The organism is Brucella sp. TWI559 (assembly GCF_039674265.1).
GTDB classification, from domain to species: Bacteria; Pseudomonadota; Alphaproteobacteria; order Rhizobiales; family Rhizobiaceae; genus Brucella; species Brucella chromiisoli.
The window spans coordinates 1-25,061 of the sequence record NZ_JBDJNE010000019.1 but is presented as its reverse complement, the minus strand read 5'-3'; the positions used below and the strand labels follow the sequence as shown (position 1 = coordinate 25,061).

Below are 25,061 nucleotides of genomic sequence, written 5' to 3'. Positions count from 1 at the left end.
TTCTTCATGGGCGGGGCTTTCTTTTGTTGCGCAATCTTTGTGTCATGACATCCACTTTTCGCTTTTACGCGCTAATTAAAGGCATAGAGTTGTAGCGATTATCAGGAGTGAGATTTATGAGTGCAAAAACCAACCATCGTATTGTCCTTGCATCGCGTCCCGAAGGACGGCCGACTGCGGAACACTTTCGACTTGAAACGGCAGAGATTCCTGCGTTGGGCGAAGGTCAGGTGTTGCTCAAAATCCGCTATCTGTCGCTTGATCCTTATATGCGTGGGCGCATGAGTGCGGCAAAATCCTATGCAGCGCCCGTTGAGATCGGTGCTGTCATGGAAGGTGGAACCGTTGGCGAAGTGGTGGAAAGTAAAAGCGCAGGCTTTGTTCCGGGCGATTTCGTTCTCTCTTATTCCGGTTGGCAGAGCTATGCGGTTGCCGAGGCATCCACATTGCGTAAACTCGATCCAAAGCAAGTGCCTGTCACCACGGCGCTCGGTGTTATGGGCATGCCAGGCTTCACCGCTTATTCCGGCCTGTTGACGATCGGGCAGCCGAAAGAGGGTGAAACAGTTGTGGTTGCAGCTGCGACCGGACCCGTCGGTTCTGCCGTGGGCCAGATTGCCAAGCTCAAAGGTGCGCGCGCAGTCGGTATCGCCGGTGGGCCGGACAAGTGCAAAGCACTGATTGATGATTTCGGCTTTGATGCAGCGCTTGATCATCGTTCCGATAATTTTGCGCAGGAGCTGGCGTTGGCTTGCCCGAAAGGCATTGATGTTTACTTCGAGAATGTCGGCGGTAAGGTTTTTGATGCTGTGCTGCCGCTACTTAATCCCTTTGCACGTGTTCCGGTGTGTGGACTGATTGCACAATATAATCAGAACGGCGCTTTTGACGGGCCGGACCGGCTGCCATTGCTCATGCGTGACATTCTCACCAAAAGCATGACAATTCGCGGCTTTATCGTGCGGGATTTTGCCGACCAAGGGCCAGCATTCCAGCGCGACATGGCAAAGTGGGTTGCAGATGGTCAGGTGCGCTACCGTGAGGACATCGTGGTCGGGCTTGAAAATGCGCCCAAAGCTTTCATTTCCATGCTGGAAGGCGGCAATTTTGGTAAGCTGATCGTAAAACTGAATTGATCAGACAATATTCTGCTTGCAGAACGGCAATCAGGACGTGATGTTGCATAGTGTGTCCACGATACGAGTCTTTTCTTGAGGGCAGGCAGATTATGGGTGAGCGCCAGCAGGCGGGCATAGGTGAGGGTGGCAGTCCGGGACGCGAGCGTCAGGACGAGGCCCAGCGCATTCTTGAACGTCTGGAGCGCGAGCAAACCGGCGCTGGAGGTATTGTTCGGCGCGGGTTTGCCCGTACCGCAAGCCATCTTGCTGCCAATGATGCCCCGGAGGATGACAAAATCGAACTCTGGGCTACCCGCGTCGGGCGCGGGCTGGGCCTTATCATCACGCTGGCGATTATCGTCTGGCTCATTTCTTACCTCATGCAAAGCCAGGTTTAACATGACGCTTTCTGCGCCTTCGGACGCGACAACCGTTCTTGTCATCTCAAGCCATGTCGTGCGCGGTTCTGTTGGAAACCGCGCTGCCGTTTTCGCTTTGGAAACGCTCGGATTTCCCGTCTGGGCCGTGCCCACAGTCGTGTTGCCGTGGCATCCCGGCCATGGTCCTGCCGGGCGTATCGTGCCGCCTGCCCAAGAGTTTGCAACACTGATGCAGGATCTTGAACGCGCACCGTGGCTCGGCGAAGTTGGGGCTATCCTCACAGGCTATCTGGGCCACCCCGAACAGGCGGCAGCCGTGGCGGGGCTGGTAAAAAAGGTCAAAGAGCGCAATCCCAACGCGCTTTATCTTTGCGATCCGGTCATTGGCGATCAGAAGGGGCTTTATGTTCCGGAAGCGACAGCCGTCGGTATTCGCGATCACTTGATACCCCTTGCCGATATTGCAACGCCCAATCGCTTCGAGTTGTCATGGCTGACGGGTGTTGAACTTGAAGACAACAAAGCATTGATGGAAGCGGCCCTTGATACGGGGCCAGCAACCATGCTGGTGACATCGGCTTTTCCATTGATGAGTGGCAGTATCGGCAATATTCTGCTCACGCCAACCCTTGCGCTGATGGCGGAGCATCGATGCGTCGATGGGCCGACCAATGGTCTGGGCGATCTGACATCAGCGGTGTTTCTCGCGCGCAGGCTTGCGGGCTTTTCAGAAGAAAAAACTCTGCAAAGCACAACGGCGGCGGTGTTTGAGATCATGGCCCGTTCAGCAAAACGCGGCGCTGATGAATTGATGCTTGAAGCGGATGCCTCCAGTCTCGCAACGCCTATGGCAATGGTACAGATGAGGCGGCTCGTCCATCCGACCAAGGGATTGCGTGCATAGAACGGTTCAAATTTTGATTGCTCTGTGTTTTCGATAGGGATAATGGAAAGCCATGGCTGATATTCCAGATTCACTCCTCGCCGGTTACCAGACCTTTATGAGCGAGCATTTCGCGTCTGAAACGGCACGTTATAAAGAACTCGCTGAAAAAGGTCAGGCACCACAGACCCTTGTCATTGCCTGCTGCGATTCCCGTGCCGCTCCAGAAACAATTTTCAATACGGCACCGGGCGAAATTTTCGTTCTTCGGAATGTTGCCAATCTTATTCCGCCTTACGAGCCGGATGGTGAATTTCATGCGGCGTCTGCTGCACTCGAATTTGCAGTCCAGAGCCTTAAGGTGAAGAACATCGTTGTCATGGGGCATGGCCGATGCGGCGGCATCAAGGCGGCCCTTGATACGCAAAGCGCACCACTTTCACCGAGTGATTTTATCGGAAAATGGATGAGCTTGATTGCGCCTGCGGCGGAAACGGTCAATGGCAATGATCTGATGACGCAGAGCGAGCGTCAGACAGCGCTTGAGCGTATTTCGATCCGCTATTCGCTCAATAATCTGCGCACATTTCCATGTGTCGATATTCTTGAGAAGAAGGGCAAGCTCACCCTTTATGGCGTATGGTTCGATATTTCGACCGGCGAGCTGTGGGTGATGGATCAGCAGTCCGGTGACTTCAAAAGACCAGAAGTTTCGCTCGAAAAGGCACCGGAAACGGCAGCATAAAAAAAGCCCCGAAAATCGGGGCTTTTCTCTATTCAGACTATGGCGAAACAGCGCGTTGTTTCACCATAGGTATGATTATTTATCGATTGCCTTACCCATTTCAGCAATGGCACGCTGGTAGACCTGTGCAGCATTCCAGCCTTGAATTGCACCATAGTTTGGTTCGCCCGGCTGATAACCGGCACCGCGCTTCCAGCCATGACCGACGAGGAAGTTGGCGGTCGAATAAAGGGCGTCAGCTTTCGAGCGCGCCATGTCGATATGACCGCTGCCATCACCGTCTACGCCGTATTTCAGCACGTTGACCGGCAGGAACTGGGTCTGGCCGATTTCGCCATGCATGGCACCGACCGCATTCGGATCAAGATCCTGATTGTCGATGAGCTTGAGCGCTGCATAAAGCTGGTTGGTGAAGTAGTCGCTGCGGCGGCAATCATAAGCAAGCGTTGCAACTGCGGAAAGCGTGTGCTGCTTGCCGAGATAGGCGCCGAACCCGGTTTCCATGCCCCAGATCGCGATCAACGGGCCAGCAGGAACGCCATAACGCTTTTCAATGGCTGCGAAGAGAGCTGCATTCTGCTTTTTGATCGATCTGCCGCGCTGGATGATGGTGTTTGCACCGCGCTTCTGCATAAACTGATCAAAAGAAAGCTTGAAGCTCTTCTGATTGCGATCGGCATTGATGGTTGCCTGCGCATATTTCGTCTTGGCCAGAGCATCAAGCGAACGCTTGCCAAGGCCGCGTGACTGCGCTTCCTTGATCGTCTGCTGAAGCCAGGCATTGTAGCCGGCACCATTGTTGCCGCACTGGGCTGCTTCAACGATGCTGGTTCCAGCCATCATACCCACTGCAAAAACTGCTGCTGTCGTCCAAATCCGGCCCTTGGCAAACAATGCCATTCGTTTCTCCTTTGGAGTTGATTCTACCTCGGCGCGAATTTGCCATTCTTTACACCGAATGTCATGCCGCAATGACGCGTAAGGCTTATGGCACGGCGGCGCGCTTATAGTCCTTTTTTCACGTATTCTTCAAATTTTGGTAAATTGGAACCAAATCACTTGCTTTGAGGTGCAATTTGTTGGTTACACATTGCCGTTTTCCGCCTTTTGCTTGACATTACGGGCTGAAGCCCCTAAAGCCTCACCCAATCTATCCGCGATCTTCAGAACGCGAGCCACCGACCGGGACCCATTTGGTATAAAGAGATCCCGGAGGTCCACATCCGACAGCGCGATGCGCCCTCGGGTGCTGTATCGCTTTGGTCGGTTCTTGAACTGCCTGGATCAAAGGACAAGGAAACACAATGTTTGAATCACTTCAGGAGCGTCTTGGCTCCATTTTGAACGGCCTGACTGGACGCGGCGCTCTTTCTGAAAGCGACGTGACGGCTGCGCTGCGCGAAGTGCGGCGTGCGCTGATTGAAGCCGACGTTTCGCTGGAAGTGGTTCGTTCATTCACCGACCGTGTTCGTGAGAAGGCGGTTGGTGCTGAAATTCTCAAAAGCATCAAGCCCGGCCAGATGGTCGTTAAGATCGTTCATGACGAGCTTATCGAAATGCTGGGCACAGAAGGTGTCACGGTTGATCTGAATGCACCGGCACCTGTCGTCATTATGATGGTCGGCCTTCAGGGTTCGGGTAAGACGACCACCACGGGTAAGCTCTCCAAGCGTCTGACAGAGCGTCAACGCAAAAAGGTGTTGATGGCGTCGCTTGATACGCGTCGTCCGGCAGCACAGGAACAGCTTCGTCAGCTTGGCATCCAGACCTCTGTCGATACATTGCCAATCATCGCTGGCCAGTCGCCGGTTGAGATCGCTAAGCGCGCTGTTCAGGCTGCAAAGCTCGGCGGTCATGATGTGGTTATTCTTGATACCGCTGGTCGCACGCATATTGACGAGCCGCTGATGGTGGAAATGGCGGATATCCGCAAAGCCGCCAATCCGCATGAAATTTTGCTTGTGGCAGACAGCCTCACCGGTCAGGACGCCGTTAATCTGGCACGCAACTTCGATGAGCGCGTCGGCATTACCGGTATCGTTCTCACCCGTATGGATGGCGATGGCCGTGGCGGTGCAGCCCTTTCGATGCGCGCCATCACCGGCAAGCCGATCAAGCTGATCGCCACCGGTGAAAAGATGGATGCGCTTGAGGAGTTCTATCCCAAGCGTATTGCCGACCGTATTCTTGGCATGGGCGACATCGTTTCACTCGTTGAAAAAGCTGCTGAAAACGTCGACGCGGAAAAAGCCGCTGCGATGGCCAAGAAGATGCAGTCGGGCAAGTTCGATCTCAACGATCTTGCCGATCAGCTGGGCCAGATGAAAAAGCTCGGTGGTATGGGCAGCATTATGGGCATGATGCCCGGCATGGGCGGAATGAAGGACAAGGCTGCGGCAGCCGGTCTTGACGACAAGGTCTTTGATCGTCAGCTCGCCATTATCGGCTCGATGACCAAGGCTGAGCGCGCCAATCCCGACCTTCTCAAGCACAGCCGCAAGCAGCGCATTGCCAAAGGTTCCGGAACCAGTGCTGCCGACATCAACAAGCTTCTCAAGATGCACCGCCAGATGGCCGACATGATGAAAGTTATGGGTAAGGGCAAGGGCGGAATGATGAAGCAGATGATGGGCGGCCTTGCCAACAAGATGGGCCTTGGTGGTCTGGGCGGCGGCATGGGCGGCATGCCTGATCTCTCCAAGATGGACCCAAAGCAGCTTGAAGCGCTTGCCAAGCAGGCAGAAGCAGCCGGTCTTACCAAGGGTGGCGGTTTGCCGGGGCTTCCCGGTGGTGGTCTGCCGGGTTTAGGTGGGCCTAAGCTTCCGGGTCTTGGCGGTGGTCTGCCCGGTTTGCCGAAGAAGAAGTGAGTAAGATGGCTGACGAACAGAACACTGTACCTGCTGAACTTCTCGCATTACGCGCATCCATCGATAATATCGATGCGGCGCTCATCCACATGCTTGCGGAGCGCTTTCGCTGCACCAAGGCTGTGGGTGTCCTGAAAGCCGAGCGCGGCCTCGCTGCTGCTGACCCGGCCCGTGAGAAGCGTCAGGTCGAGCGCCTTCGCGGCCTCGCAGTTGATGCCCATCTCGATCCAGATTTTGCCGAAAAATTCCTGAACTTCATCGTGAAGGAAGTCATTCGGCACCATGAGCATGCCGCTGCCAATCACAGCGGAAACTAAATACCCTAAAACGGTTTAACCTATCGCCCATCAAGGGCAGAATTATTGTCTAAAGGAAAGAAAAAATGGCTCTTAAGATCCGTCTCGCCCGCGCTGGCTCCAAGAAGCGTCCTTACTACCACGTTGTTGTTGCGGATGCTCGCAGCCCGCGTGATGGCCGCTTCATCGAAGCCGTTGGTGCATGGAACCCAATGCTTGCAAAAGACGCTGAACGCGTAAAGCTCGACGCTGACCGTATCCAGCATTGGATTGCACAGGGCGCACAGCCAACCGATCGCGTTCTTCGCTTCCTCGACCAGGCCGGTCTTGCAAAGCGTGAAGCACGCAGCAACCTGACCAAGGGTCTGCCAGGCAAGAAGGCTCAGGAACGTCTCGCTCTTGCCAAGCAGGCTGAAGAAGAAGCTGCTGCAAAAGCTGCTGAAGCTGCAGCCGCCGCTGCTGCTCCTGCTGAAGAAGCTGCAAGCGAATAATTTTTCGCTATTTGCGAACATAAAAAGCGGCGGAGCAATCCGTCGCTTTTTTGTTTGTCTTCTTACATTGGATTAAACAACTGGACGAAAAGCGATTTTTCTCTATCCTGTTGATATAGTGTTTGTATTTGCGACCTGCTGCATATGCGATATAAAATAAGTCTTCAGGCACTGTTTGTGCGCCCTGTTCAGGAGAACACCATGTCGGCTGTGATGGCTATCCGTTCTTTGTCTTTCCGTCGTTTGTTTATTGTCCTTGGGCTAGCCGCTCTTGTGCCGCTGCTGTCGGCCTGTGGTTTCAACACCATTCCAACCAATGATGAAAAGGCGAAAGCTGCATGGAGTGAAGTGCAGAACCAGTACCAGCGCCGGGCTGATCTGGTGCCTAATCTGGTTGAGACTGTGAAGGGCTATGCTGCCCATGAAAAGGACACGCTTCAGGCGGTAATCGATGCACGTGCCAAGGCGACGCAAGTGCAGATCACGCCGGAGACACTTAACAATCCAGAATTGTTCAAGCAATTTCAGGATAATCAGGCCAACCTTACCAGTGCGCTTTCGCGTCTGATGGTCGTCGTGGAGCGCTATCCGGACCTTAAGGCCAACCAGAACTTCCTGGCGCTTCAATCCCAGCTTGAGGGTACGGAAAACCGTATTGCTGTGGCACGCCGCGATTATATCGAGGCTGTGCGCGTTTATAATACGTCGATCCGCACCATGCCGACGATGATCTGGACATGGATATGGTATCGTGATGCTAAGCCAATGCAGACATTCAGCGCGGATGCTGCAAGCCAGAGCGCACCTCAGGTTAACTTTAACAACTGATCGGGAAACCCGTGGCAGCTTTGCTTCCCTTTCGCGCGGCGGCCTTACGTGGCCTGAATGGGCCACGGTTGCTTGCGGCTGTTCTGCTTTTCCTGTTTGCGAGTTTTGTGGCCGTTGGCGCGAATGCGCAGGATGCGACAAAGCCGGCACAGGCATTGACGGGGCGCGTGGTGGATGCAGCGGGGATTATCGATCCCGCTCAGTTGCAGCAACTCACGCAGAAGCTTGCAGACTTTGAAGCAAAGTCCTCCGATCAGGTGGTTGTGGTGACTGTTCCGAGCCTGAATGGCGAGGATATTGAGAGCTATTCCAATCGCTTGTTCCGCGCCTGGGCGCTGGGGCAGAAACAGGAAAATAACGGTATTCTGCTGGTCGTTGCCCCCAATGATCGCAAGGTGCGTATTGAGGTTGGTTACGGGCTTGAAGGCACGATGACGGATGCGCTTTCGAGCGTTATCATCAATGGTACAATCATCCCAGAATTCCGCAGCGGTAATTACTCAGAAGGCATCGTGCAGGGGGTGGATGGTATTCTGTCGGTTTTGTCTGGCGATGCTGCCGAGCTTGAAGCGCGCGCCAAACGGAATGCTCAGACGAGTTCGGGCTCCGGTGATGTCGATTGGGTGTTCGTTATTTTCATCACATTCTGGGTATTGATCTTCTTTGGCGGCTTCGGCATGGCGATCTTGACACCGGTTTTTGGACGCAAGATTGGCCCCGGAAAATATCGCTGGCTTGGTATGGTGGTGGATTTTAATTCCCGTGGCGGTTCCGGCGGCGGTGGCTTTTCTGGCGGCGGTGGCGGCTGGTCATCGGGTGGCAGTGGTGGCGGTGGGTTTTCCGGCGGTGGCGGATCGTCCGGGGGCGGTGGCGCTTCGGGTAGCTGGTAAGGGAGAATTTTGTGCGCGCTAAAAACCTTATCAGTGATCAGGATCACAAACGTATTGCCGAGGCGATCCGTGCTGCTGAAACCAATACAAGTGGTGAAATCTACGCAGTTCTTGCCCGCACCAGTGATGATTATTTCTTCGCGGCCGGTTTTGTTGCGACCTGTGGCATTCTGATCGCTTCGGTGGTCGCGGCGTTCCTTGCGCATTGGTACTGGTTTGACATCAGCCTTCCCATGTTCGGCCTCGCGGTGCTTGCGGCCTTTGCAACGGCTATGTTTTTGCTTTGGCTGGTGCCCTCAATCCGTATTTTACTGGTGCCGCGCCGTATTCGCTATAAGCGCGCACATTTGAACGCGTTACAGCAATTTCTGGCGCGCAATGTCCATATCACGGAACACCGGACCGGCATTTTGCTGTTCGTTTCCATGGCCGAACATTATGCAGAAGTGATTGCCGATGCCGGTATTGATGCACGTGTTGAGCAGGAAGAGTGGAATGGCATCGTTGCAACACTGATACATCATGCCTCGCGTTTGGAAGTTGCAGACGGTTTTGTACTGGCGATTGGGCAGGCGGGGGTGTTGCTGGAAAAACATTTCCCTGCGGGCGAGCACACGATCAACGAGTTGGATGATCACTTGATCGAACTTTAAGTCTGTCTGACAGATTCGGATTCGCCGCTCATTTGTGGCAGAATTGCGCTTTTATGACGTTTACGTAAACCTGGCATGTCCATCCATGGAAAAGCTGGGCGGCATATTTCGAAATTTCTTAAAGCGTTTTCGAAGCTTTGTTCCAAATTAAATGGATTAGATACGAATTTTCTGGCGTTCACTGATTTTTTTGGTTGTTTTCAGCGATTTGTCATCGAAACGCATGTTCAATCTGCTAGTTTGGCGCGCATTGCCATCATGACAGGAGTATCCGACGTGACTGCAAAGCAGGATCGGTCGAGCAAAATTAAGGGTTCCAAGGCAGGCAAGGAGGAGAAGAAGGGAGGAAAGTCGAAGGCGCTTGATGCCTTTTCGCAGCTTCTCTTTGAATGGGCGCCGCCCGAAGATCTTGCGGCCTATGATGCCGCCGCGCTCGATAAGTCTGCCCAGTATGGCTACGAAGCGCTCGAATCCTATCGCAAGGGTAAAAGCATCATCAGCGTCGATAACAGCATCGAACGCCAAGGTCGCGCCGTCAGCGTTATTACCATCGTCAACGACAATATGCCGTTCCTGCTCGACTCGATTATGGGTGAGCTGAACGATCATGTCAGCCAGATTTTCATGGTTGTTCACCCGGTTCTCGACATTGAGCGGGAAAAGGACAGCCTTACAATTTTAGGCGAAGCTTCGCAGCTTGCACCTGCCAAGGGTGTTGAGCGCGTCAGCCTTGTGCAGATTCATCTTCCAGCCCTCGACAAGCAGGCCAAGACTGATCTCACCGCTGCTATCAAGCGTGTGCTCGGACAGGTTCGTTCTGCTGTCAGCGATTGGAAGCCAATGCTCAAGCGTCTTGATGACGCTATCGCCGATTATAAGCGCGTTCAGGAACTGACCCTTGATCCGGCTATGCCGGAGGCAATCGCGTTTCTTGAATGGCTGCGTGATGATCGTTTTATTTTCCTTGGAATGCGCGAACTGACCTTCAAGGGCAAGGGCGACAAGCGTGAGCTCGTGCCGGTCAAGGAGACGCTTGGCATTCTCAATGACAGTGAAGTCCGCGTTCTGCGTAAGGACGACGACGACAAGGCCACGCCGCGCGAGATCACCGACTTCCTTGATAGCAGTGAACCATTGATCGTCACGAAAGCAAATTCGCTGTCGCTGGTGCATCGCAGATCGTATCTTGATTATGTCGGTGTAAAGATCTTTGGTGACAAGGGCGAGGCTATTGGCGAGCTTCGCCTCGTTGGTTTGTTCACCTCTGTTGCTTATGTCAGCTCCGTTGCCAGCATTCCATTTATTCGATCAAAGGCAGATGCAGTTATCCGGCATCTTGGCTTTAACCGCGAAGACCATTCCGGCAAGGCGCTTGTCAATGTGCTGGAAGAATATCCGCGTGATGAGCTGTTCCAGATCGATGTGGAAAGCCTGACGGCCAATGCCGAACTGATTCTGGCACTTGGTGAGCGCCCACGCGTTCGTGCGATCCCGCGTCTGGACCGTTTTGGCCGTTTTGCCACCGTGCTGGTCTATATTCCGCGTGACCGTTACGATTCTGTCGTGCGTGAGAAGATCGGCCATTATCTTGTCGAGATTTATGGCGGCGACAGTTTTGAATTCCATCCGGTCTTTTTGCAAAATGGTCTGACGCGCGTTCAGTTCGTCATCCGCCGTCATGAACGTTCCACGCCGCATGTGGATCGTGATGCGCTGGAAGAAGAAGTGCGTTCGATCGTTCGTACTTGGGAAGACGCGGTGCGTGAAAGCGCGGACAGCGTGGATGCAAAGACCATTGCTCTGGCTTCGAGCTTCCCGCAATCCTATCGCGAAATCTTCACCGCTCCGGAAGCGCTTGTCGATGCAGAGCGCATCGCAGGCCTTAATGCAGAAGCTCCGCTCTTTGTGGACTTCTATCGCTATCGTACCGATGGTCCGGATGCGGTTTCGCTCAAGCTTTATCATCATGGCGCGCCGGTTGCGCTGTCGCAGCGTGTGCCGCTTCTCGAAAATATGGGTTTCCGCGTGGTCAGCGAGCAGACCCTTGACCTTCCGCAAGCGGGTGAGGACGGTGCCGCAGTTTACGTGCATGACATGCAGCTCGTAAACGCCTATGGCGCTCCGGTTGATCTGTCTGATGATGGCGAGATGCTGGAAGATGTGTTCCGCACGGTCTGGGATGGTCTTGCCGACAATGATGGCTATAACGCGCTGGTGCAGACTGCACGTCTCACGGCACGTCAGATCATGATCCTGCGCTCTTATGGCCGTTATCTGCAGCAGGCAGGTATTGCCTATTCGCAAGGTTTCATTGCAGCCGCACTCAACCGCTATCCGGAAATTGCCAGCGATCTTTATTCGCTGTTCGATCTGCGCTTCAACCCGTCGGCCAAGCGTCGTGACGCCGCTGAAAAGAAGCTGGTTGATGCTATCGAAACGGCGCTTCTCGGTGTGCCGAGTGCGGATGATGATCAGATTTTGCGCCGCTTCCGCAATCTGATCGAAGCAACCTTGCGCACCAATGCTTACCAGCCAAATGATGAAGGCAAGCCGCGTGTGACCTTTGCGTTCAAGCTCAATCCACGGCTTGTCGAAGGTCTGCCCGATCCGCGCCCATATCGCGAAATTTTCGTCTATGGCCCCGAAGTGGAAGGTGTGCATTTGCGCTTCGGCGCTGTTGCGCGTGGTGGTCTGCGCTGGTCGGACCGCGCACAGGATTACCGCACGGAAGTTTTGGGCCTCGTCAAGGCACAGCAGGTCAAGAATGCGGTGATTGTGCCGGTTGGTGCCAAAGGCGGCTTCTATCCGAAGCGTTTGCCTGTCGGTGGCGATCGCAATGCTGTGTTTGAAGCCGGTCGTGATGCCTACAAGGTTTTCATCTCCACGCTTCTGTCGGTCACTGACAATATTCATGACAATGATGTTGTGCCGCCTGCGGACGTGGTGCGTCACGACAATGACGATCCTTATTTCGTTGTCGCTGCCGACAAGGGCACTGCAACTTTTTCCGATACGGCCAATGCGATCAGCCAGGCACATGACTTCTGGCTCGATGATGCTTTCGCATCGGGTGGCTCTGCCGGTTACGACCACAAGGGCATGGGCATCACCGCGCGCGGTGCATGGGAAGCCGTGAAGCGGCATTTCCGTGAGTTCAACAAGGATATCCAGACCGAACCGTTCACGGTTGCCGGTGTGGGCGATATGTCGGGCGATGTATTCGGCAACGGTATGCTTTTGTCGGAGCAGATCAGGTTGGTTGCAGCCTTCGATCATCGTGACATCTTCATCGATCCGAACCCGGTTCCGGCAGACGGCTTTGCAGAGCGCAAGCGTCTGTTCGAACTGCCGCGTTCAAGCTGGCAGGATTATGATCGCTCGAAGATTTCGTCAGGTGGCGGTGTCTATAGCCGCAGCCAGAAGACGATCACGCTGTCGGCTGAAGCTGCAAAGGTCATTGGCCTTGGCAAAACTACCGCTTCGCCGCAGGAAATCATGACGGCGATCCTGAAAGCGGAGGTCGATCTTCTGTGGTTCGGGGGTATCGGCACCTATATTCGAGCAGGCAACGAAACGGATGCGCAGGTTGGTGATCGAGCCAATGATGCCATTCGTATCACGGGTTCGGATGTTCGGGCGAAGGTGATCGGCGAGGGTGCCAATCTTGGTGTCACGCAACGCGGACGCATTGAATATGCGCTCAACGGCGGTCGCGGCAATACCGATGCCATCGACAACTCGGCCGGCGTCAACTGCTCCGACGTTGAGGTCAATATCAAGATTGCGCTGGCTGCTGCCATGCGTTCGGGCAAGCTTAAGCGTCCGGCACGCAACAAGCTGCTGGTGAGCATGACCGATGACGTGTCTGAACTGGTGCTGCGCAACAATTATCTGCAGCCACTCGCACTTTCATTGAGCGAACGTCAGGGTCTCACGGAGCTGCCTTATCAGGCTCGCTTCATGGCCGAGCTTGAAGCGCGCAAGCTGCTGGATCGCAAGGTCGAGTATCTGCCATCGGATGCGGTGCTGAATGATCGCCAGAAGTCGGGACAGCCGCTGACGCGTCCGGAACTTGCAGTTCTGCTTGCTTATGCCAAGCTGTCACTGTCGGATGATCTGGTCGCAAGCAAACTGCCTGATGAGCCGTACTTCGAAGAGTTGCTGTTTAGCTATTTCCCGAAGCGTATGGTGAAAACCTATGCCGAGGAAATTTCCAATCACCGTCTGAAGCGCGAAATCGTCGCTACTTTGCTGGCGAACGATATTATCAATCGTGGCGGCATCACCTTCATCAGCCGTCTGGCCGATACGACGGGCAAGTCGCCTGCCGATATTGTCCGCGCTTATGTGGCGGTGCGCGATGGCTTTGAGATCAATGCGATCTATGACGCGATCGATGCGCTCGATAACAAGGTGACGGGTGATGTGCAGAACCAGTTCTATCACCTGGTTGGCGAGATGTTGCTTGCAACGACCGCCTGGGTTCTGCGCAACGACACCACGCGTGCAAACCTGACAGAGCTGGTGAACACCATCACCACAGCACGTGCGGCGCTTGAGCCACGCTTTGATGGTCTGATGCCGGATTACCTGATCGATGCGGTGCAGGCAGACAAGGCAGCCTTTGTTGAAAAGGGTGCGCCTGAAAAGCTTGCTCAGCGTCTGGCCAATCTGCAACTTGCAGGCATCATGCCGGACATCGCGTTGATCGCACATCTGGCTTCTGCCGATCTGGTTGCAACCGCCAAGACCTATTTCGGCGTATCGGAAGCCTTCCGCATTGGCCGTATCGAAGAAGCCGCGCGCACAATTCCGGTTACGGATTATTATGACGGTCTGGCACTGTCGCGTGCAAGCGATACGATCACCCAGGCAGCGCGTGGCATTACGATTGCTGCACTGAAAAAGCACGGCAAGGAAAAAGATCCGGCGGCAGCATGGTTTGCGGAAGATGCAGCACGCATCGACCAGATCAGAAGCCGCATGGTTGCGCTGACAGAAGGCGGTGATCTGACCGTGTCACGTCTGGCTGTTGCTGCGGGGCTTATGTCGGATCTGACGCAATAATTGTGAAACTACGAATAGAATTAAAAAGGGCGGCTTCGGTCGCCTTTTTTGCTTTGTTGTGGTGAGTCTATTAGCAGTGTACCTTCGCAATGCTTTACGGGCGTGGCAGGCGTAACATATGACGGAACAGGCAATGGTAGCAGACGGCTATTCTTCACGCCGCGGTGTGTGGGGCTGGATATTTTTCGACTGGGCGGCTCAGCCATTTTTCACAGTCGTTACCACTTTCATTTTTGGGCCTTATTTCATCTCGCGAATGGCCGAAAGTCCGGAGGCTGGTCAGATTGCATGGGGCTATGGTTTTGCGGCAGCGGGGCTTGCCGTTGCAATCCTGTCTCCCTTTCTTGGCGCTGTTTCCGACAGGACCGGTGCACGCAAGCCGTGGATCGCCTTCTTTGCCATCATTCAGATTGTTTGTCTGTCGCTGCTCTGGTTTGCAGTGCCAGGCGCCAATATCTACTGGGTTTTGCTGGCCTTTGCGCTGGCCATGATTGCGGCCGAGTTTTCCATTGTTTTCAATGATTCGATGATGCCTCGACTGGTTCCACGCAACGATATTGGCCGGGTGTCCAATATTGCCTGGGGGCTAGGCTATATGGGCGGCATGATTGTTTTGATTTTCATTGTGTTTTGCCTTGCAGCATCGCCTGAGACCGGAAAAACGATCATCGGTATTGATCCTCTGTTCGGGCTTGATCCGGCTAAAGGGGAGGATGGGCGAATCGCCGGGCCGATTGCGGCGCTTTGGTATCTGGTTTTCATTCTCCCGATGTTTTTCTTCACACCGGACGTTGCCAAAGGAGAGCCGCTCGGGCGTGCTTTGCGTTCAGGCCTGTCCGAGCTTAAAGCGACGTTGAGGGAGGTTCGTAAGCGTCCGGGAATTGTCCGCTTCCTGATTGCACGGATGATTTACCAGGATGGCGTCAATGCTTTGCTCGCACTGGGCGCCGGTTATGCGGCCGTATTGTTTGGCTGGTCGATCACTGAAATCGGTTTGTTCGGCATGATTCTCAATGTGATGGCAATTTTCAGCTGTCTGCTGGCCAGTAAATTTGATACGCGATTCGGCTCAAAGGTCGTGGTGCTGGGATCTATTGTGCTGTTGCTGATTGCTTCGCTTGGAATCGTATCGACAGATCATCAATCCACTTTGTTTGGCTTCCTGATGTTTGCACCAACGGATGCAAAAGGGTTATTCGCCACGCCTGCCGAACACGCTTATCTGATTTACGGGCTGATGATCGGAGCAGCCTTTGGCCCCGTTCAGGCGTCTTCGCGATCATGGTTCGCGCGTAGCATTAAGCCGGAGGAATCAGGCCGTTATTTTGGCATTTATGCTTTGGCTGGTCGAGCAACAAGCTTTATCGGTCCGTTTCTGGTTGCGACTGTTACGGCACTCAGCGGGTCGGCAGCGCTTGGCATGTCGGTGCTTGTTGTTTTGTTCGCCGCCGGTCTTTTGCTTACGAAGGCAACGCCTTATCCGGCGGAAGCTATATATAGGTGACTGGCGCAGTGCTCTTGCTGCGCCAGTCTTTTTTCTACATCATGCCTGCTGCTTTGGCGCAGGCAATCGCAATCAAACCGCCAACAATTGGCGCTACCACCGGCACCCAGGCATAAGCCCAGTCTGAACCGCCCTTGCCGGGAATAGGCAGCAATGCATGGGCGATACGTGGTCCGAGATCGCGTGCCGGATTGATTGCATAGCCGGTAGGTCCACCCAGTGAAACACCAAGCGCCCAGACAAGCAGCCCGACCATCAGAGGTCCAAGAACGCCCGTTGCACCAACGGCCTTTGCGCCAATTGCAATGACCACAAAGACCAGAACAAATGTGCCAATCACTTCTGTTATGAAGTTGGCCGGAATGTTGCGGATCGCCGGGCCTGTGCAGAAAACACCGAGCTTTAATCCCTTATCGGTTGTTGGGCGCCAGTGAGCCAGATAGGCAAGATAAACGAGAACGGCACCGGTAAAGGCGCCGAGCATTTGCGCTGCAATGTATGGGGCAACATCGGCAGCCGGAAATGTGCCTGCTGCGTAAAAAGCAAGGGTCACAGCCGGATTGAGATGGCCTGCACTGCCTGCTGCAACCGCAACCATCACACCACACAAGACGGCAAAGCCCCAGCCCGCGGTGATGACGATCCAACCGGAATTCTGACCTTTGGAATTGGCCAGAAGCACGTTGGCTACCACACCATCACCCAACAGAACGAGCATCATCGTGCCAAGAAATTCCCCGATAAAACCGCTAGTCATTATCTGCTCCGAGAAAATAATTTAGGTTAAAAGAAACCATCCGATGCGCAGATGCGCTCATCGGCCGTTTGTATTGATTGTGTATTTTCAAGTTCTGGACTGTTTAGTCAGGCCGAAACAGAGCCTTAATCAATCCAGTTAAGGGACCGTTGGACAGCCTTTTCCCACGAATTGAACAGGCGTGTTCTTTCCTTCGTTGTCATCTTCGGATGCCAGCGCTGGCCGACCTGCCAGTTCTCGATAATGTCATTCGTTGATTTCCAGTATCCCACAGCAAGACCGGCTGCATAGGCCGCACCAAGCGCTGTGGTTTCGATGATCTTCGGACGCACAACCGGCACATCAAGAATGTCAGACTGGAATTGCATCAGCAGTTCATTGACGGTCATACCGCCATCGGCACGCAGTTCTGTAATTTCTACGCCTGAATCCTTGACCATGGCTTCAAGCACTTCGCGCACCTGATAGGCACTTGCTTCGAGTGCTGCACGCGCGATGTGGCCTTTGTTTGCGAAGCGGGTTAGCCCGGCGATAATACCACGCGCGGAATCTTCCCAATGCGGGGCGTAAAGACCTGAGAAGGCGGGGACGAAATAGACGTCTCCATTATCTTCGACCGTGCGTGCCAGTGTTTCGATATCACCGCTGTTTTTGATGATGCCAAGATTGTCGCGCAGCCATTGCACCAGTGCGCCGGTGATCGCGATGGAGCCTTCCAGTGCATAGACGGGCTTTTTATCACCAAGCTGATAAGCAACGGTTGTCAGCAGGCCATAGGTGGATGGAACCAGCTTTTCGCCGGTATTCATGAGCATGAAGCAGCCGGTGCCATAGGTGTTCTTGGCTTCACCCGGTTCAAGGCAAGCCTGACCGAAAAGAGCTGCCTGCTGATCCCCCAGAATGCCTGCAAGCTTGGCGCCACCAAGCGCGGGTAGGGTAATCTCGCCATAGACTTCACTGGAGGAGCGAATCTCTGGCAGGCAAGCCGCAGGAATATCGAAAAGGCTCAGAATCTCCTCGTCCCATTTCAGCGTTGCAAGGTCCATGAGCTGGGTGCGCGAAGCATTGGTCACATCGGTGATGTGAATTCCACCCTGTGTGCCGCCGGTAAGGTTCCAGACAAGCCAGCTGTCCATCGTGCCGAACAGGGCCTCACCCGTTTCGGCTTTTTCGCGTGCACCGGGTACATTATCGAGGATCCAGCGTAGTTTGAGACCAGAGAAATAGGTTGAGATCGGCAGCCCGGTTTTATCGCGCAGGCGGTCCGCACCACCGTCCTTTACAAACTGATCTACCAGTTGGTCGGTGCGTGTGTCCATCCAGACAATGGCGTTGTAAAGCGGTGCGCCGGTCTTCCTGTCCCACAGCAGCGTTGTTTCGCGCTGGTTGGTAATGCCAACAGACGCAATATCGGAAGCCTTGAGCTTGGCCTTTTTCAGTGTTTCAGCGATGACATGCTGCGTGTTGCGCCAGATTTCATTGGCATTGTGCTCAACCCAGCCGGCCTTTGGATAAATTTGTTCGTGTTCGCGTTGATCCATGGCGATAATGTCGCCGTGGCGGTCAAAAATAATGAAGCGTGAACTGGTGGTTCCCTGATCGATGGAACCGATGAACTGAGTCATTGCTTATGCTCCTCCCATGTGGGCGTCATGTTGTGAGACGAAAATCGCATGCCTCACCGCATGACAAATCAACTTAATACAGTCACGCGTTTCAGGCATTCCCAATAATTCTGAAACAAGCGTGACTTTCACAAAATTTCGACATCAACAAAAAACGAATTAATATGAAAGTCAAACGAAAGCAATTGAAATTATTGCCAGTAAAAAAGCCGAGGAAGATCGCTTCCTCGGCTTTGTCCTTGATATGGGACTATTCTAATATGTCGGACCCGAAATTCGTATCACTCTAATGCAGTCATCTGAACGAATTTCGGGATCAAAGCCACACTAGTGACGGAAGTGACGCATACCGGTCATCACCATTGCAATGCCGTGCTCGTCAGCTGCGGCAATGACTTCATCATCACGCATTGAGCCGCCCGGCTGGATAACCGCCGTTGCACCTGCCTGAACAGCCGAAAGCAGGCCATCAGCAAATGGGAAGAACGCATCGGATGCAACAACACAGCCCTTGGTCAGCGGCTCGGCAAGACCGGCTGCTTCAGCTGCGTCTTCTGCCTTGCGGGCAGCGATGCGGGCCGAATCAACACGACTCATCTGACCTGCGCCGATGCCAACCGTTGCGCCGTCCTTGACGTAAACAATCGCATTCGACTTCACGTGTTTGCCGACGCGGAAAGCGAACTTCATATCGTTGAGCTCGGCTTCCGTTGGCGAACGTTTGGTGACCACTTTCAGATCAAGATCATCAACAACGCCGTTGTCGCGTGACTGAACCAGAAGGCCGCCTGCAACGGTTTTTGCTGCAATGCCTTTGGCACGTGGATCAGGCAGGCCGCCCGTTACCAAGAGACGCAGGTTCTTCTTGGCCGCAACGATGGCCTGTGCACCTTCGGTGGCGTCCGGTGCGATGATGACTTCGGTAAAGATTTTGACGATTTCCTCAGCGGCGGCTTCATCAAGTGTCTTGTTGAGCGCAACAATGCCACCAAAAGCCGAAACCGGATCGCAGGCGAGGGCCTTGAGATAGGCTTCCTTGATGGTGGCAGCTTCTGCAACGCCGCAAGGATTGGCGTGCTTGATGATGGCAACGGCTGCGGTGCGCGCCGGGTCAAACTCGGCTACGAGTTCGAAAGCTGCATCGGTGTCGTTGATGTTGTTATAGGAAAGTTGCTTGCCCTGAAGCTGCGTTGCTGTGGCAACGCCCGGACGCTGTTCGCCGGTCAGGTAGAAGCCAGCCGTCTGATGCGGGTTTTCACCATAACGCATGACAGAATGCAGCTTGCCTGCGATCGAACGATAGGTCGGTGTTTCCTCATTGATTGCTTCGGCAAACCAGTTGGAAATGGCTGCATCATAAGCGGCCGTGCGCGAGAACGCCTTGGCTGCAAGCTTTTTGCGGAAGGAAATCGGCAGCGAGCCTTTGTTCTTTTCGAGCTCAGAGACAACCTCTTCATAGTCAGCGGGATCGACAACGGTTGCGACATAAGCATGGTTCTTTGCCGAAGCGCGGATCATGGCCGGGCCGCCAATGTCGATATTTTCAACCGTGGTGTCATAATCGCCACCCTTGAAGCGAACTTCTTCAAACGGGTAGAGATTGATGACGGCCAGATCAATGCCGCCAATGCCATGGGCTTCCATGGCTGCAACATGTTCAGGATCGTTGCGTACAGCAAGCAGCCCGCCGTGGACCGATGGATGCAACGTCTTCACGCGCCCATCCATGATTTCCGGGAAGCCGGTGACTTCCGAAACGTCTTTTACAGGAATGCCTTCTGCGGCAATCGACTTTGCGGTGCCGCCGGTCGAAAGGATTTCAACGCCATGGGCATGAAGTGCCTTGGCAAAATCGATGAGGCCGGTCTTGTCGGAAACGGAAAGAAGGGCGCGGCGCACCCGATGAAGATCGGGAGCGGGAATATGCTTGGAGCTGACAGCCATAGGAAATGGTCTCTTCGTTGCTGAAGCGTTTTGCGTTCAGGAAGGGTGGGACGGTTTGCGGGTTAGCACAGACGAGACGCGAATCATACCTTAAAAGCGTCCTGGTCAAGCTTTTGAGGTTAAGCGTAGCTTCCAATGGCAACGCGGCTGAATTGCCAGTTTACTTCCGGCAGATCAGAAGCCGGAAAAGACAGCACGATCTGCTTTGATGTCACAGGACCACGGAACCCGGCAAAGAAGATGCTGTCTTCAAGCTGCGGGGCCACTTCGAAACAGGAGAACGCCCATGTATCGTCATGAGGAGCGCTCAAATTGATCAGGCCATTTTCATCAAGCGAGATGTCCACCGATGGGTGGATGTGAAAACGCACGGCAATATTATCACGCCCGTTGGCTTTCAACGCCTTGGCATCGCCGCGATAAAAGCGGTCCGCACCTTGTATGACACTGCCCTGATGCGACAGCACGACGCGACGCTCATGAAAGATGCCAAAAAGGCGGACATAACCATCATGATTTGCAACAAAACCTTGCCGTCCCGTGTCTTCGATCCGGTCGCGCTGCACGCGTGTGGGACCGGCGATGATCGGCGTGCCAATCATGTTGGAAAGGCCTGCATTGCGGCTGAAACGGCACGACGATGTATCGTTGATGGTTGCGGTTGAATGCGCAGCCGTTGAGCGTCCCAATGGACGAAATTCCGGCGGGCCGTAGCGGTCAACACCGGAATTGACGATATAGCGCTGGCGGCCTGAGGACATTTCAAAGGCAAGACAACCCGCATGGGCATCGCGCGACGCCGTTACAGGCGGAGGAAGGCCCGTATCGGCGATGATGGTTGTCGCCCCCATCGACAGGCGTTCATAGCCGGAATAGGGTGCGTGGGTTAGTGGCGCGCCTGCGGTTTCGTCGTGACGCAGCACCGAAATAATCCGCTCGGAAAGAGTTGGACCAACACCGTTGAACAGCGCGAGACTGCCATCCTGATGCCGGAAAAAACGCAGCGCAGGCAGCATGCGCTCGACAGCTTCGATCAATGCTTTTGGCGGTGATTCGGTGCCATTGGCATAGGTCTGGCGCAGTGGCAGAAGATCGGCCAGCAGTTCAAGGATCGTAACCGGATTGCGCGAAATATGCCCACCATCGGGCAGGATCTGGCGCTTCAGCTCATATTCGAGATTGCGTCGTGCTGCACGCGCGGTCGGCGGCGAAACCGGCAAAGCGAGTGCCGCAAAAGCCAGCGCAATACGCGCACGCAGGCGTTCTTCGCCGTCATCCATAGCGGAAGCGACAGTGCGCAGGTAGCGCACCTGCATGGCAAGCGAGCGCATGAATTTGCGATAGGCAGGCAATTCTGCGCCAGAAAGAATGAGGTTGGAATGTTGCAACCATGCGATGATGCGCTGTGCTGTAACTTCTGGTGACCAGGCAAGACCACCGATGCGCTTGCCATAAAGGCGCATCCAATCGTCAACGAGTGCGCGCGCATTGGCGGTCGCAAGCTCGCTGTTGGCGCTTTTCAGATGGCGCAGCCAGCCAAAGCCCTGAAGGGCCGCTTCCCATTCCGGCGTCGGTGGCTCAACGGCAAAAGGCGACATGCCACCGGTTTCGACGAGGCGACCAGCCAGAGCAAAACGACCGTGGTAGAATTCTTGCGCCAGTTGCGGGTCAGCGACGCGGAGATCCGGTGGCGCAATGAGGATGCGGTCCGGCGTGAAGCCGCTGAACCGCCAGCGAAAAAGCGGACCCATGCGCAGACGGCGGCTGAACTTGCGCCAAGCCTGTGCAACGGCCAGTCCCCAAAGATGCGGGGTTTCGCTCAACGCGACTGCCACCCTCTCGTTCTCCGTATTATAATTCATTCGCATCGGACCCGATAAGGCAGGTCCATCCTTTCATGGCATGATGAATCGAAATGCCGGTTTCTCGATTTCGGAATCATGCATTCTTAGAATCGTTGATAATGGTGAATCGAGTGTTAACCATAACGGGTGCAATGCGCCCGTTATGGAAAATTCACCGATTTTAATCAGCCTTAGCTAACGGATCAGGCCTTGCGTCTGAAGCGGGCAGCGAAAAAGCCATCCATGCCCGCCATATTTGAATTGCCATTAAACGTGTCAGCGGCCAAATCGGCAGGGGTCGAACGCAGGAAGCCTTCATCCGTGATCAGACCTTCAAGACCCGGACAATCGTCGAGCGTGATCGGATAAGCTTCAAGTGCTGGATTTTCGAGCGCCTTGCGGGCCAGCTCTTCGCCTTCTATTGGATGCAGCGAGCAATTGGAGAAGACAATGGTGCCGCCGGGTTTCACCAAATTTACTGCATGGGCGAGCAGCTTTGCCTGAAGCGTGGCAAGCTTTGCAATATCCTGCGGTGTTTTGGTCCATGGCACGTCCGGGTGGCGGCGCACCGTGCCGGTGGATGAGCAGGGTGCATCAAGAAGAACTGCGTCAAACAATTCGTCGGGCGTGTAATCCATCAGGTTGGTGGCGACAGTGCGTGCCTTGTAGCCAAGACGCTCCAGATTGCCTTGAAGACGCTTGAGCCGGTTTTCTGACATATCAAGCGCTGTCACATCCGCCCCCTGCAACACAAGCTGCGCGGTCTTGCCGCCGGGCGCTGCGCAAAGATCGGCAACGCGTTTGCCCTTGATGTCGCCCATCAGCCGTGCTGGCAAGCTTGCCGCCGCATCCTGTACCCACCAGTCGCCCTCTGCAAAGCCGGGCAGTTCGGTGAGATTGCCCTCAACAGTCTCAAGGCGTACCGAGCCGTTCGGCAGGGCTGTGCCGCCGAGCTTTTCCGCCCATTCCTTCGGATCGCCTTTTACGGTGAAATCGATCGGTGGTTCATAAGCGTGCATGGCGAGAATGGCTGCTGCTTTTTCCGCGCCATAAGCGTCTTTAATACTGTTTGCAAACCATTCCGGCACGTTGGTTTCCGGCTGCAATGTATGGGCGAGAGCGCGTTCCTTGTTGCGCGACAGACGGCGCAGAAGTGCGTTCACAAGACCTGCATATTTGCGATTGCGCGGATCGGCATTGGCCGCTTCAACGGCCAGATCAACGGCCGAATGATCCGGAAGGTTGAGGTAGAAAATCTGTGCGACGGCCACATGCAGAAGGTGTTTGAGCGCATGCGCATTTTCCGGCAAAGGCCGGTCGAGGCGCTTGTTGATGGCACGTTCAATGCTGCCGCGATTGCGCAGCGCGGAGCCCAGAATAGCGCGAACCAGTGCGCGGTCGCGTGGTTCAAGCGCCAGATATTGCGGATGACCGTGGCTGTTGTCGGTCAGACCGTCGAGCGATGTGTTCTTTTCAATCACCGCACCAAGCAGGCGAGCCGCAGTCAGACGTGCAGCAAGACCGGGGCGCAACTGTTCAGCGCGGTCTGCGGCATGCTTATGGGATTGCGGCTTTTTATTTCCACGCTTTGGCGCAGCTTTTTTATCGTTCACGCTGTTCTACTTTATCTGACGCGCAACTGGTTTTTGGGTTGCGCTTTTATGACCAAGGACCCCGATAGCCGGAGCCGCCACTGTTGTTTCCGCCTGCATTACCCCATGGACCACTGTTTTGGGAAGGGGGGGAGCTGCGCTGCGCCATTGCCGTCGAGCGAATCCCCATTTCAGCCGCCATCTGTTCCAGCGCCTGAATACGGTTATCCGTGTCTGGATGTGTCGAAAAAAGGTTGTCAGCACCGCGTCCGCTCAGCGGATTGATAATGAACATATGGGCGGTTGCCGGGTTATGTTCGGCTTCTTCATTAACAACTGACTTAGCGCCACGGGCGATCTTGCCAAGGGCGGATGAGAGCCAGAGCGGGTTGCCGCAGATTTCGGCGCCTCTGCGGTCGGCAGCATATTCGCGGGTACGGCTTACCGCCATCTGCACGATCATCGCCGCAAAAGGAGCCACGATCATTGCAAGAATTGTACCGACTACGCCAATGATGCCATTGCCGTTTTCGCGGTTGCCGCCGAGGAAGAATGCAAAATTGCCGAGCATGGAGATTGCACCCGCGAGCGTGGCGACGATTGTCATGGTCAGCGTATCGCGGTTCTGGACATGCGCCAGCTCATGCGCCATCACGCCTGCAACTTCTTCCGGTGTCAGGCGATTGAGAAGGCCGGTTGTGGCTGCAACAGCTGCATTTTCGGGATTTCGGCCCGTCGCAAAGGCATTGGGCTGGTCTTCATGGATGATATACACCTTTGGCATTGGCAGGCCCGCATTGGCTGCAAGGCCGCTGACCATGCGGTAATAGTCTGGGGCTGAGCGCGCATCGACTTCCTGCGCATTATACATACGCAGGACCATCTTGTCGGAATTCCAGTAGCCAAACAGGTTCATGGCAACAGCAATCACCAGTGCGATCATCATGCCGCCGCCGCCGCCCAGCAAATAGCCGATGCTCATGAACATGACTGTCATGAGAGCAATCAGCATGGCAGTTTTCGTCATATTCATGCGTGTAGGTCTCCGGTTCAGTAACAGTTTACACAATCGGGGTTTTGCTTCCCCGTCAGGTTTAACTATATGATGGGTATCAAACGCCCGATCTTCAATAATGGGCTCTAATAACGGATTTCAAACGGATGACCGATACATTCAACGAACCCGCCAGCAACGATAATGCCGAACCGCGCAAGTTTGACGATTTGCCGCCAGCAGCCCAGCGTGCGCTGAAAGAAGCCGAAGAACGCCGGGCCGCTGAAAAAGCCGAAAAGCTGCCACGAGAAATTGGCGGTCGCGGCGGCAAGGATCCCGCCCGCTTTGGCGACTGGGAAATCAAAGGCCGGACCATAGATTTCTAATCTGGGATGTTTCCATGCTTCCATCAAACGTGGAAGAACACGACTTATCTCCCTCTCTCTATATATGTGCGAAGGGATGGGCTGCATTAAGTGCTGTTTTGATTTGGTATAGAGTTGGGATGTTTTAAATTGTTTCTGTTTGGTAAAAATGGGTTGATTTGCCTGTGGAAAGAAAAGTTATCCTTTTTGCGGATTAT

20 protein-coding genes are annotated in these 25,061 nt (G+C 54.5%); 13 read left to right on the top strand and 7 right to left on the bottom strand.

What is annotated here, in order from left to right:
- Window positions 1–116: 116 nt before the first annotated feature.
- The 4 genes from curA to ABE530_RS17085 all read left to right on the top strand — a co-directional run bounded on the left by curA (window position 117) and on the right by ABE530_RS17085 (window position 3,126).
- The gene (curA, locus tag ABE530_RS17100) at window positions 117–1,136 is read left to right on the top strand and encodes an NADPH-dependent curcumin/dihydrocurcumin reductase (RefSeq protein ID WP_499695326.1); all 1,020 of its coding nucleotides are present in this window, start codon (window positions 117–119) and stop codon (window positions 1,134–1,136) included.
- A gap of 92 nt (window positions 1,137–1,228) precedes the next feature.
- Window positions 1,229–1,516 (top strand): hypothetical protein, encoded by a 288-nt coding sequence (locus tag ABE530_RS17095; protein ID WP_265985188.1) that lies wholly within the window; start codon window positions 1,229–1,231, stop codon window positions 1,514–1,516.
- 1 nt (window position 1,517) lies between these two features.
- Entirely contained in the window at window positions 1,518–2,402 is an 885-nt protein-coding gene (gene pdxY, locus ABE530_RS17090) for a pyridoxal kinase PdxY (RefSeq protein WP_499695325.1), read from the top strand.
- Between the two features lie 52 nt (window positions 2,403–2,454).
- Entirely contained in the window at window positions 2,455–3,126 is a 672-nt protein-coding gene (locus ABE530_RS17085) for a carbonic anhydrase (protein ID WP_265985190.1), read from the top strand.
- A gap of 75 nt (window positions 3,127–3,201) precedes the next feature.
- On the opposite strand, the gene ABE530_RS17080 is transcribed toward ABE530_RS17085, so the two are convergent.
- Complete coding sequence (locus ABE530_RS17080) at window positions 3,202–4,026, bottom strand: lytic murein transglycosylase (RefSeq protein WP_499695324.1); 825 nt, start codon at window positions 4,024–4,026, stop codon at window positions 3,202–3,204.
- Window positions 4,027–4,430: 404 nt separating this feature from the next.
- Here ABE530_RS17080 and ffh point away from each other — a divergent pair, with 404 nt between their 5' ends.
- From ffh to ABE530_RS17040, 8 genes are all read left to right on the top strand, one after another.
- Window positions 4,431–5,993 (top strand): signal recognition particle protein, encoded by a 1,563-nt coding sequence (ffh, locus tag ABE530_RS17075; protein ID WP_499695323.1) that lies wholly within the window; start codon window positions 4,431–4,433, stop codon window positions 5,991–5,993.
- Between the two features lie 5 nt (window positions 5,994–5,998).
- A complete protein-coding gene (locus ABE530_RS17070) occupies window positions 5,999–6,310 on the top strand; it encodes a chorismate mutase (RefSeq protein ID WP_007876888.1) in 312 nt (103 codons plus the stop codon).
- A gap of 65 nt (window positions 6,311–6,375) precedes the next feature.
- Entirely contained in the window at window positions 6,376–6,780 is a 405-nt protein-coding gene (gene rpsP / locus ABE530_RS17065) for a 30S ribosomal protein S16 (protein ID WP_265985193.1), read from the top strand.
- A 201-nt stretch (window positions 6,781–6,981) separates the two neighbouring features.
- Window positions 6,982–7,608, top strand: a complete 627-nt coding sequence (locus ABE530_RS17060; RefSeq protein ID WP_499695322.1) for a LemA family protein — start codon at window positions 6,982–6,984, stop codon at window positions 7,606–7,608.
- An 83-nt stretch (window positions 7,609–7,691) separates the two neighbouring features.
- Window positions 7,692–8,498 carry a TPM domain-containing protein gene (locus tag ABE530_RS17055; protein WP_499695336.1) on the top strand — a complete coding sequence of 269 codons (807 nt, stop codon included), beginning with the start codon at window positions 7,692–7,694 and terminating at the stop codon, window positions 8,496–8,498.
- Between the two features lie 11 nt (window positions 8,499–8,509).
- The gene (locus ABE530_RS17050; protein WP_499695321.1) at window positions 8,510–9,151 is read left to right on the top strand and encodes a TPM domain-containing protein; all 642 of its coding nucleotides are present in this window, start codon (window positions 8,510–8,512) and stop codon (window positions 9,149–9,151) included.
- Between the two features lie 276 nt (window positions 9,152–9,427).
- Window positions 9,428–14,218 carry an NAD-glutamate dehydrogenase gene (locus tag ABE530_RS17045; RefSeq protein ID WP_499695335.1) on the top strand — a complete coding sequence of 1,597 codons (4,791 nt, stop codon included), beginning with the start codon at window positions 9,428–9,430 and terminating at the stop codon, window positions 14,216–14,218.
- Window positions 14,219–14,336: 118 nt separating this feature from the next.
- Complete coding sequence (locus ABE530_RS17040) at window positions 14,337–15,722, top strand: MFS transporter (protein WP_499695320.1); 1,386 nt, start codon at window positions 14,337–14,339, stop codon at window positions 15,720–15,722.
- 34 nt (window positions 15,723–15,756) lie between these two features.
- Here the strand turns inward: ABE530_RS17040 and ABE530_RS17035 are convergent, their stop codons facing one another.
- The 6 genes from ABE530_RS17035 to htpX form a co-directional block, all read right to left on the bottom strand.
- Window positions 15,757–16,479, bottom strand: coding sequence for an MIP/aquaporin family protein (locus ABE530_RS17035; RefSeq protein ID WP_499695319.1), 723 nt, complete (start codon window positions 16,477–16,479; stop codon window positions 15,757–15,759).
- Window positions 16,480–16,604: 125 nt separating this feature from the next.
- Complete coding sequence (gene glpK / locus ABE530_RS17030) at window positions 16,605–18,104, bottom strand: glycerol kinase GlpK (protein ID WP_499695318.1); 1,500 nt, start codon at window positions 18,102–18,104, stop codon at window positions 16,605–16,607.
- A 327-nt stretch (window positions 18,105–18,431) separates the two neighbouring features.
- The gene (purH, locus tag ABE530_RS17025; RefSeq protein WP_265985200.1) at window positions 18,432–20,048 is read right to left on the bottom strand and encodes a bifunctional phosphoribosylaminoimidazolecarboxamide formyltransferase/IMP cyclohydrolase; all 1,617 of its coding nucleotides are present in this window, start codon (window positions 20,046–20,048) and stop codon (window positions 18,432–18,434) included.
- 119 nt (window positions 20,049–20,167) lie between these two features.
- Entirely contained in the window at window positions 20,168–21,910 is a 1,743-nt protein-coding gene (locus ABE530_RS17020) for a heparinase II/III family protein (RefSeq protein ID WP_265985201.1), read from the bottom strand.
- A gap of 185 nt (window positions 21,911–22,095) precedes the next feature.
- On the bottom strand, window positions 22,096–23,505 hold the full coding sequence (locus tag ABE530_RS17015) for an RsmB/NOP family class I SAM-dependent RNA methyltransferase (RefSeq protein ID WP_499695317.1): 1,410 nt from the start codon (window positions 23,503–23,505) through the stop codon (window positions 22,096–22,098).
- A 46-nt stretch (window positions 23,506–23,551) separates the two neighbouring features.
- Window positions 23,552–24,517 carry a zinc metalloprotease HtpX gene (htpX, locus tag ABE530_RS17010; protein WP_265985204.1) on the bottom strand — a complete coding sequence of 322 codons (966 nt, stop codon included), beginning with the start codon at window positions 24,515–24,517 and terminating at the stop codon, window positions 23,552–23,554.
- Window positions 24,518–24,645: 128 nt separating this feature from the next.
- Between htpX and ABE530_RS17005 the strand changes: the two genes are divergently transcribed.
- Window positions 24,646–24,864 (top strand): DUF1674 domain-containing protein, encoded by a 219-nt coding sequence (locus ABE530_RS17005; protein ID WP_265985205.1) that lies wholly within the window; start codon window positions 24,646–24,648, stop codon window positions 24,862–24,864.
- Window positions 24,865–25,061: the final 197 nt, after the last annotated feature.